This window comes from Vibrio sagamiensis NBRC 104589, assembly GCF_007990935.1.
GTDB lineage: Bacteria > Pseudomonadota > Gammaproteobacteria > Enterobacterales > Vibrionaceae > Vibrio > Vibrio sagamiensis.
Map to the genome: position 1 here is coordinate 1 of NZ_BJXJ01000069.1, position 8,113 is coordinate 8,113.

The window sequence follows — 8,113 nt, forward strand, 5'->3', positions numbered from 1 at the left end:
CGTTGACCAAGCCCTCTTTCGGACCTTGAAACCGCCGGTGGCTTCGATAAGTTTTTTGATGGGGGCGTGGTCAGATTAAATGCCATTGTTGAGATATTTCAATAGTTAAAGTCTGACGGGTTGTGAGATTTTTGCAACAAGCCCCAAAATACACCCCAATGCACTCATTGCCTAAATAGAATGGTCTTTTATGAAAAATCCACGCTTCCGGTTTTTCTCTTTCCAAAACGGATGAATTTGAATGTTACTCAATATACACATTAGCAATGTATATCAGAGAGACAGCTCCATGTGACGGAAAGACTGTCTGAGGTAAAAATGAGGTGCCCAAATGAGCACCTCAGTAATACTTCAGTTTCCGCCTATGCAGCATCCAAATACTTCATAGAGGTATCGTGAAGTGATTTTTTGCAAAAAACTTATTCTAAAAGCCTGAGAGGGCATTTACCCCACTGAGGTTGAAAAGAACTTTGGCTTGCGAACGCCGAATTAGTATTAAAATCATCAGGTTGAATCTCTATCTCACTAACACACCAACGGCTTATGCTTCGGTTGAAATCAGTAGCATAACTGAACATACTGCTCATATCCGTCACACTTGAAACATCCCATTTACTAATGTCTGCGTTGAAGTCAATAGCATAACTGAACATACTGTTCATATCTGTCACATTGGAGACATCCCATTTACTAATGTCTTTGTTGAAAGTAGCATGACTAAACATATTACTCATATCCGTCACGTTGGAAGTATTCCAATTACTAATGTCTGCTTCGAAGAAAGTTGTACCTTCAAACATATTGCTCATATTCGTCACACTGGAAGTCTCCCAATCGCTAATGTCTGCGTTGAAGTGAGTAGCATGACTGAACATATAGCTCATATTCGTAACTCTGGAAGTCTTCCAATCACCAATGTCTGCTTTGAAGGTAGCTGCGCTTTGAAACATGGAACTCATATTCCTTACATTAGAAACATTCCAGCCGCCTATATCTACGTTGAAAGACCGTGCTCCCATGAACATCGCACTCATATTTGTTACACTGAAGGTCTTCCAATTACTAATGTCTTTATTGAAATCAATAGCATAATTGAACATATAGCTCATATCTGTCACTTTAGAAGTATTCCAATTACTAACGTCTTTGTTGAAACTATTAGCGTTATAGAACATATAGCTCATATCTGTCACTCTAGAAGTATTCCAATTACTAACGTCTTTGTTGAAACTATTAGCGTTATAGAACATCGCGGCCATAGTTGTCACACTGGACACATCCCATTGGCTAATGTCTTCGTTGAAAGCAGCAGCATTATAGAAGATCACGCTCATATCTGTGACACATGATGTGTCAAAGGTGATGTTTCGACCTTCAGAGAGCAAGCCTGTATATTCAGTGCCTGAGTTGCCAGACGTGTTTGTTACCGCTTTACGAAGGGTCGCATCGTTTAAAACAATGGTCGTACCCTTTCCATCATCAGGATTATCAAGCAGAGTCTGTATGTCTTCCGTTGATGTAAAAGGCTTACCATTACAATTTTCAGTGAAGTCAATATAATAATTACAATCTCGTGTTATCTGATTTGTTTTATAGACACCATTGCTTGAATCAAGGCCGCACTCTAAAGTGGATGCATAACTACGAATGTAACCAGAGTCTGATTGAGCCTCAAAGGTAACGTATTGATCTGAATGCATCTTGATTTTATGAATAGCGTCAATGCTTTCCCGCGTAATGCTTCCAAGAGGTTCCACAATTGGATTTCCGTCTTTATCGAGTACCTGAATATTATTGATTGTGCCCTCACTCCTGTGAGAAATGGTTACGGTATAATACTTTTCTGCCTCAACGGTAATAGTGCAGTCTGATTCGACAGGCTCCGAGGTGTAGTAACTTGTCGAGTAAGGGTCTATATCTGTAGTAGTTGAAACAGAGCAGCCATAACCACTCACTTCCCCAATACGACTTTGCTCTACGGGAGTAACAGAAAAGTCGAATGACTTTCCTTTCGGAACCCTTATAGGTAAGGGGTTTATGCTAACCTTCCCGTCACCTACTACCTCCTCAAAGGTTATATTGTAATATTCTAGGGGGCCTAGAGGTTGGGGGGCTAGTGGATCGAGAGGTGCACGGACTTTTTCGAAATCAACCGTCACCTCACATTTTCCTAATATGGATTTAACGCTGTACGCTTCATCGGAAATAAGAGCAACAGCGATGCTACAGTGTTCCGGATCATCGACTGAGATATCTTTAAGGTGGTAGTTTTCATTGGCTTCGACCCAGAATGTCTGAGATTCTCCAGGTGCTAAATAGAAGTTCGTAGATGTAACAGGCTCTCCGGATTCCGATAACTGAATGATCCCGCCACTGCCGTCATTAGGAGAAACTGTCATCGATACTACATTGCGCAAACGAGCTGGCTGTGTAGGAGATGTGGATTGCTCAAATGTAACGTTAACAGTACAGTCACTGCTAACAGGGCCAACGGTGTAATTCACTAACCCATCGTCAATGGAATTAATCGTCACGTTCTTAAGGGGACACTCCCCATCTGTGACCGAAACACTGTGAATCCTGTAGCCATCATAAGGCACCACACTAAAGGTCGATAAATCGCCAGTAGATACTGAGTTTGTGGTAGGAGACACCTCTCCTTCACCAGTCGAGTTAACCGTGACGTCATAGGTCTGAGCGATGATATCTGTATGGTCACCTCCGTGGGTACCATTGTCACACCCACTTAAGGATAGAACCAAAAGCAAGCCAGGTAAGCCCCACTTTTTTCTAATGTGATGATTCATTTTGATTTCCCTCATATTTAAAAGGTGCAATGTTAATTTCAATTCGACGATTGGCCGCTCCCTTTTCGAATTGCATTAGATATTAAAGGTTGAATCTCCCCGTTACCTTCAAAGTGCCATTGACCGGATTTCACGCCTTGTTGCTCAAAAAAACGGTCGCATTCCGATTAAAATCAGAGGTGTTCTTATCCACATCCCAGTTTCCCTTAGTAGTCCATAGAAACTAGCCTTCTCCTACCAATACCAGTCGTACCAAACCGCCGCTTCAAGCCGTGAGATTTTGACGTCCACAAACGTAGCAGAAGCGTGCAGCGTATCATGATATTGATACCCAGCCTTGAGACCCAAATACGGAACTTTCTAGTGACTGTGTAGCAAGGATCAACATGAGACTGCTTACTATCAACGACCAAAACGGTTTTATTTCTGATGAAGATATGAAACCTTGTATCAAAAAATAAAGAAATAAGCTTAACCATAACCATAACTATAGTTATAGTTATAGTTATAGTTAAGATTATTTCACAACCTTACGTTCGCCAAACTTTAACAGTGATTCATCACGACCTTGTTGATATATTCATTAAATAATCTCTGAGGTGCCTATCTGTTCACCTCTTTTTATGCGTTTACTCCAAAAATATTGAAGAGTTCATTGAGGAAGGCAGATTTCTCTTGCACCCTCAGTTTCCGGTCATTATGAATTGTTATGTCGCATACCTGATAATTAGTGAGATTTTTGCAACAAGCCCGTTAAGAGTGCCATTGGTTTCGTTAGGCTTAGCAAGGTCTATTCTTATTAAGTGAAATTTAATGAAAATACTGAGGCATGGCCATTTGAATTAGTCTCCTCAAAGGCCCTTGCATATGGCTTTTTCCCTTTAGATCAGTGTATTTTTATGTGGCAAAACCGGTTTGGTTACGATTGAAGAAAAGGCAACCAAACAGTCGCCCGAGATTTCAACTGCTTGTTATTCAAGGTTCTCTGGCTTTTTATCAGCACGTAATTTAAATCTTGTCGGCTTACGTTAAAAAAATCACCAGTAGTCACCGCACTTTTATCTTTAATTACAAAATCAAATACCATTTCAGTTTACCTTGCTAGAAAGATTGATCTAAATTGGCCTTTGTTAGTGCGGCCAAAATATCCCTATCAAAGTCCATATTCCCTGTAATAATGTCATCAAACTCTGTCGCACCATTTTCTATAACGATAGTCTGAATAGATTGGCCATCGATACTTGTTATTTCTAAAGATAAATCATCTCCTTCAATGCTCATATCAATACCATAGAGTAGATCTTCTACTGAGCCATAACCGGTTTGATCTAAAATTTCTGATAAATCTAAACTATCTTGGTCTCGCTCAAAGCCCCTTATAATATCAGTTCCTGAATCGATACTGTCATTGCTCCATGTAAAGATATCTTCGGCTCCATCATTACCAATAAGGATATCGTGACTGACATTAAGTTCAGCTTCAACAATATTAAATGCCCCTCCAACCGCGCCATTAACACCGCCGTCTTCATCAATAATAAATTGCAAAGTATTACTCGACTTATCACCATCAAAATCGGTAAGTCGGTAATTAAAATCTAACGTTTCTGGGATTTCATTTTCTACACCATAAAAGGCATATTCACCTTCTGACAAATTGACCTCAAAGGTGTGTTTATCATCAAAGATCAGAGTGAGTGTCATCGCATTTTCGTCAAACGAGTGCTGCACCTCACTATTCGAACCTGCCACAGAAAGTGCAGTACCATCGAACGTAAAAGTGAGACCTGAGTATTCAAGCATGCTGATATAACCGCCATCAGCACCAATACCGGTATCAGGTGACGTGGTTGATAACAAGTTCCCTTCTACCGCCACAATGGCTGTTTTGAGTATTGTCGGATTTAGTTGACTAAAGTCTGTGACAGAAACACCATCCAAATCTTGATTAACTGCGCCATCGTAGGCAATTCTATCAAGTTGTTCCGCGGCTAAATTTACGCCAACGCCATAAGACAGAGCGATGATTTGTCGACTTGAGTCACTAAGGTGTTCAATCCAGCTTGCTTCATTGGTAGCATCTAAGCTGGGAACAACTTCAGTAACTTGACTGCAACTTAGGAAGTAACTGGTATTGATAGCATCCGATAGTTTACCACTGTCATCCCACGACAGTTGTGCCTGCTCAATGGCGGCGGCATAGTTACTTTGACCTCCACCCATGAATGCTGCAATTGCTGCCTTGGCATCATCAACGGTCAACCAGGTTGCGCCGGCAACGGATAATGTCACCGCGGCATTACCAAACACAACCAATTGCACACGGGCTTGTCCTCTAGACTCATATTGACTCAACAGTTGAGTCGCCGTATCTTTCATCGACGGAAGACGATTGTCCACGTTGACGGAACCTGATAAATCAAAGATTAATTGGATGTTATTGTTGTCACCATCCTGAGCCACGACATCATGAGTGATGGTCAACGAGTTAGGTGAATCATCCTCAATCACCACCGGAACATCAATGGTGTTAGTATGGCCAAGTTCATTTGAAACATTCACCGGAACTAACAACTCAAGAGCATCTTCACCTGACGGGTTCGAATGATCAATCGGCCCGAACAGCTCAGTGTTGACGGTACCGCTGTCGTTGATCGTTATTTCAAGAATCAGGTTACCCCCCACTTTACCCAACAAACTTTGATCGTTGTTGGTTAAGCTCCATTCGACCACCGTATCATTACTGGTCAGAGTAACATTAGGTATTCCAAGGGTAGCAGAGTCGATATTTTCTCCATTGGTTAAATGTCCCCAATCAGATGCAGAGTCTGTCGTATCTAAGAAACCGTTCGACGCAACGTCATCTTCTATCCCTGATGGGTATTGGCCTTCTTCTGAAATAAACAGATCGATATCATCTCTAAAGTTTGGTGGTGAATATGGCGCAACGGCAAAGTGCCCTACTTTCGTATCCCCGTCGTTATCGGTAATATTATAAGAAAAATCAATGCTGCCATCGTCTGGTAAAGTTAATGGAAGATATTGGAAAAACTCCCATTCTCCAGAGGTTGGTGCATACAGAACCTCAAAAGCAACTTTACCTTGAGTTTCACCAATCAAACGATCAGGGTTTGACGGATCAACCGAGACATAAATTGGCTCACCATCAGCGGTTTTCAGCCCATTTTCAGCCCCAAGTAAGGCTATTTCACCCGGTCCATCCGCACCATATAATCCACTGATTGTGCCATTGGCATTGGCTAATGCTTTGGTTGGGTCTACCCCTGTAAATGTGATGGATTTAACAGTAAAGTCACTATTGTCTGCAGAGAAAGGCTGATTACCATTGCCCGTCGACTCCAGGACTATCTTATTGAACCCACTAGATAGAATGCTAAAGTCTTTTGCATAGTCGCCACTCGCCGCATCTGAGTTGAAAGGTTTTTGGTCGACCAAAACACCATCAAGATAAAAAGAAGCCAAACCAACCTCTAACTCGCCACCGAACATCATTTCAAACTCGATTTCAGCACCAAAGGCAACTTTGGAACCAAGGTCAAAGATAAGTTGTTCTGATACACCAGTATCGCCAGCAAAACGGTAGTCAACCTCATTAGGAAGCGCAAAACCATTGTTACCAACACTTTTTACTCCAATACCCAGATGAGATTGATTGACTTCCGCAGCACCAAGCACAGTCGATTCATCAGACATAAAGCCAACTGCGGTGACTTCAATATCATTAAATGTTCGGCTAAACGCATCGTCTTCCCAGCCAGTAAAACTCACTTTACCGCTGACGGTTTCAGGAAGACCAGTCAGTGCGACAGTGACGGCTGGAATGGATTGATCCACATAAGGACTGTCGTCTTCAACCACAACATTAATTGAGTCGGTAGTTGTGAGCAGCCCATCGCTTACTGTAAGCTGTAAATCAAACGATAATACATCTTCCATGTCATTATCTGGGTGATCAATGGGCTCAAATAGAGTGACGGTGTAACCCCAATTACCCTGTCCAGAAGGAGAAGGCTCGGTTAAAACGACTGTTGCAACATTGGCAACACTCGCCGTAGAAGCCGTCAAGGTTTGAGAACCAGAGTCCCAAGACCAAAATACCGGTTCACCAGAAGAAACAAGGTCACTTGGCCCAGCTAAGACCACAGATAAATTGTCTGAACCTAAATCTTCTAGGGTGAACGAGCCATTAAAACTCGGGGCATTGGTTGTATCGGTTGGCACACCAACTGAATCAGGTATCCCATCTGCTAGGCCTTCTTCAGAGACAACCGCATCTGTAATTGCTGAGATGACCGGAGCGGTATTCTGGTCAATGATCGACGCCATACCCGTATCTGCGCCTTGAACATCACCAAGGCCCGTTACACTAACACTGAAGTCTTCAATTCCTTCATATACAGAATCGATAACGGTTGGGACACGTACATCAAAGTTTGTCATACCGGCAGGAATAGTGACAATTCCATCGTTTGGTAAGACTGCCCAACCGCTGCCAGTGTTATATTCCAACCCGGCCAAATCTCCGACTTGGGTATCTCCCATATTAAGCGTGATCTGAACTTGACTATCGGCTTCAGTTGGATTGTTTAAAGACACAACGAAGTTTGCGATTTCCCCCTCAACAACAGTTCCGGCATCACTAATAAATACCATAGGGCGATCATCATCAGGATTCGGCCCCGGACCTGTTCCATCATCAATAAGAGCGGCAACACCAGTGTCTGAACCAAGAATCGCACCCAAACCCGTAACGGTTAGTGAGAAATCTTCTAAACCTTCGTAAACTTCATCACTGACTGAAGGTACTCTGACATCAAATTGGCTCAGTCCAGCAGGAATAGTGACAATTCCATTAGGCGGTAAGCTATTCCAGCCACTGCCCGTGTTGTATTCAACAGTACCTAAATCGCCAATTTCTGTATCACCGAGGTTAAGGGTCAATTGAACCTGTTCTTCAACATTAATAGCATTGGTTAAAGAAACTACAAACTGAGCGGTTTCCCCTTCATTGACTATACCTACATCATTGATATAAACCGTTGGGCGATCGTCATCAGGGTTTGGACCCGGACCTGTGCCGTCATCCACAATGGTGGCCGTGCCGCTATCGGTACCTTGCACTGCACCAACGCCTGTCACATCAACGCTGAAGTTCTCTGGACCTTCGTAGTTGGAGTCATCAACTGTGGGAACTCTAACATCAATTTCGGTCATACCTGCAGGGACAGTCACTAGACCATCGGCAGGTAATGTGACCCAACCGCTACCGGTGTTGTATTCCAACA

2 protein-coding genes and 1 pseudogene are annotated in these 8,113 nt (G+C 42.6%); all 3 read right to left on the reverse strand.

The window, feature by feature from the left end; translation table 11 throughout:
• Positions 1-102: pseudogene (locus VSA01S_RS18765) on the reverse strand (DDE-type integrase/transposase/recombinase); the annotation flags it as partial.
• Between the two features lie 317 nt (positions 103-419).
• The gene (locus tag VSA01S_RS18770) at positions 420-2,807 is read right to left on the reverse strand and encodes a BspA family leucine-rich repeat surface protein (protein ID WP_050567370.1); all 2,388 of its coding nucleotides are present in this window, start codon (positions 2,805-2,807) and stop codon (positions 420-422) included.
• A 1,101-nt stretch (positions 2,808-3,908) separates the two neighbouring features.
• Positions 3,909-8,113 (reverse strand): DUF5801 repeats-in-toxin domain-containing protein (locus VSA01S_RS18775; protein ID WP_147052747.1); only part of this gene is annotated, 4,205 nt, incomplete at its 5' end.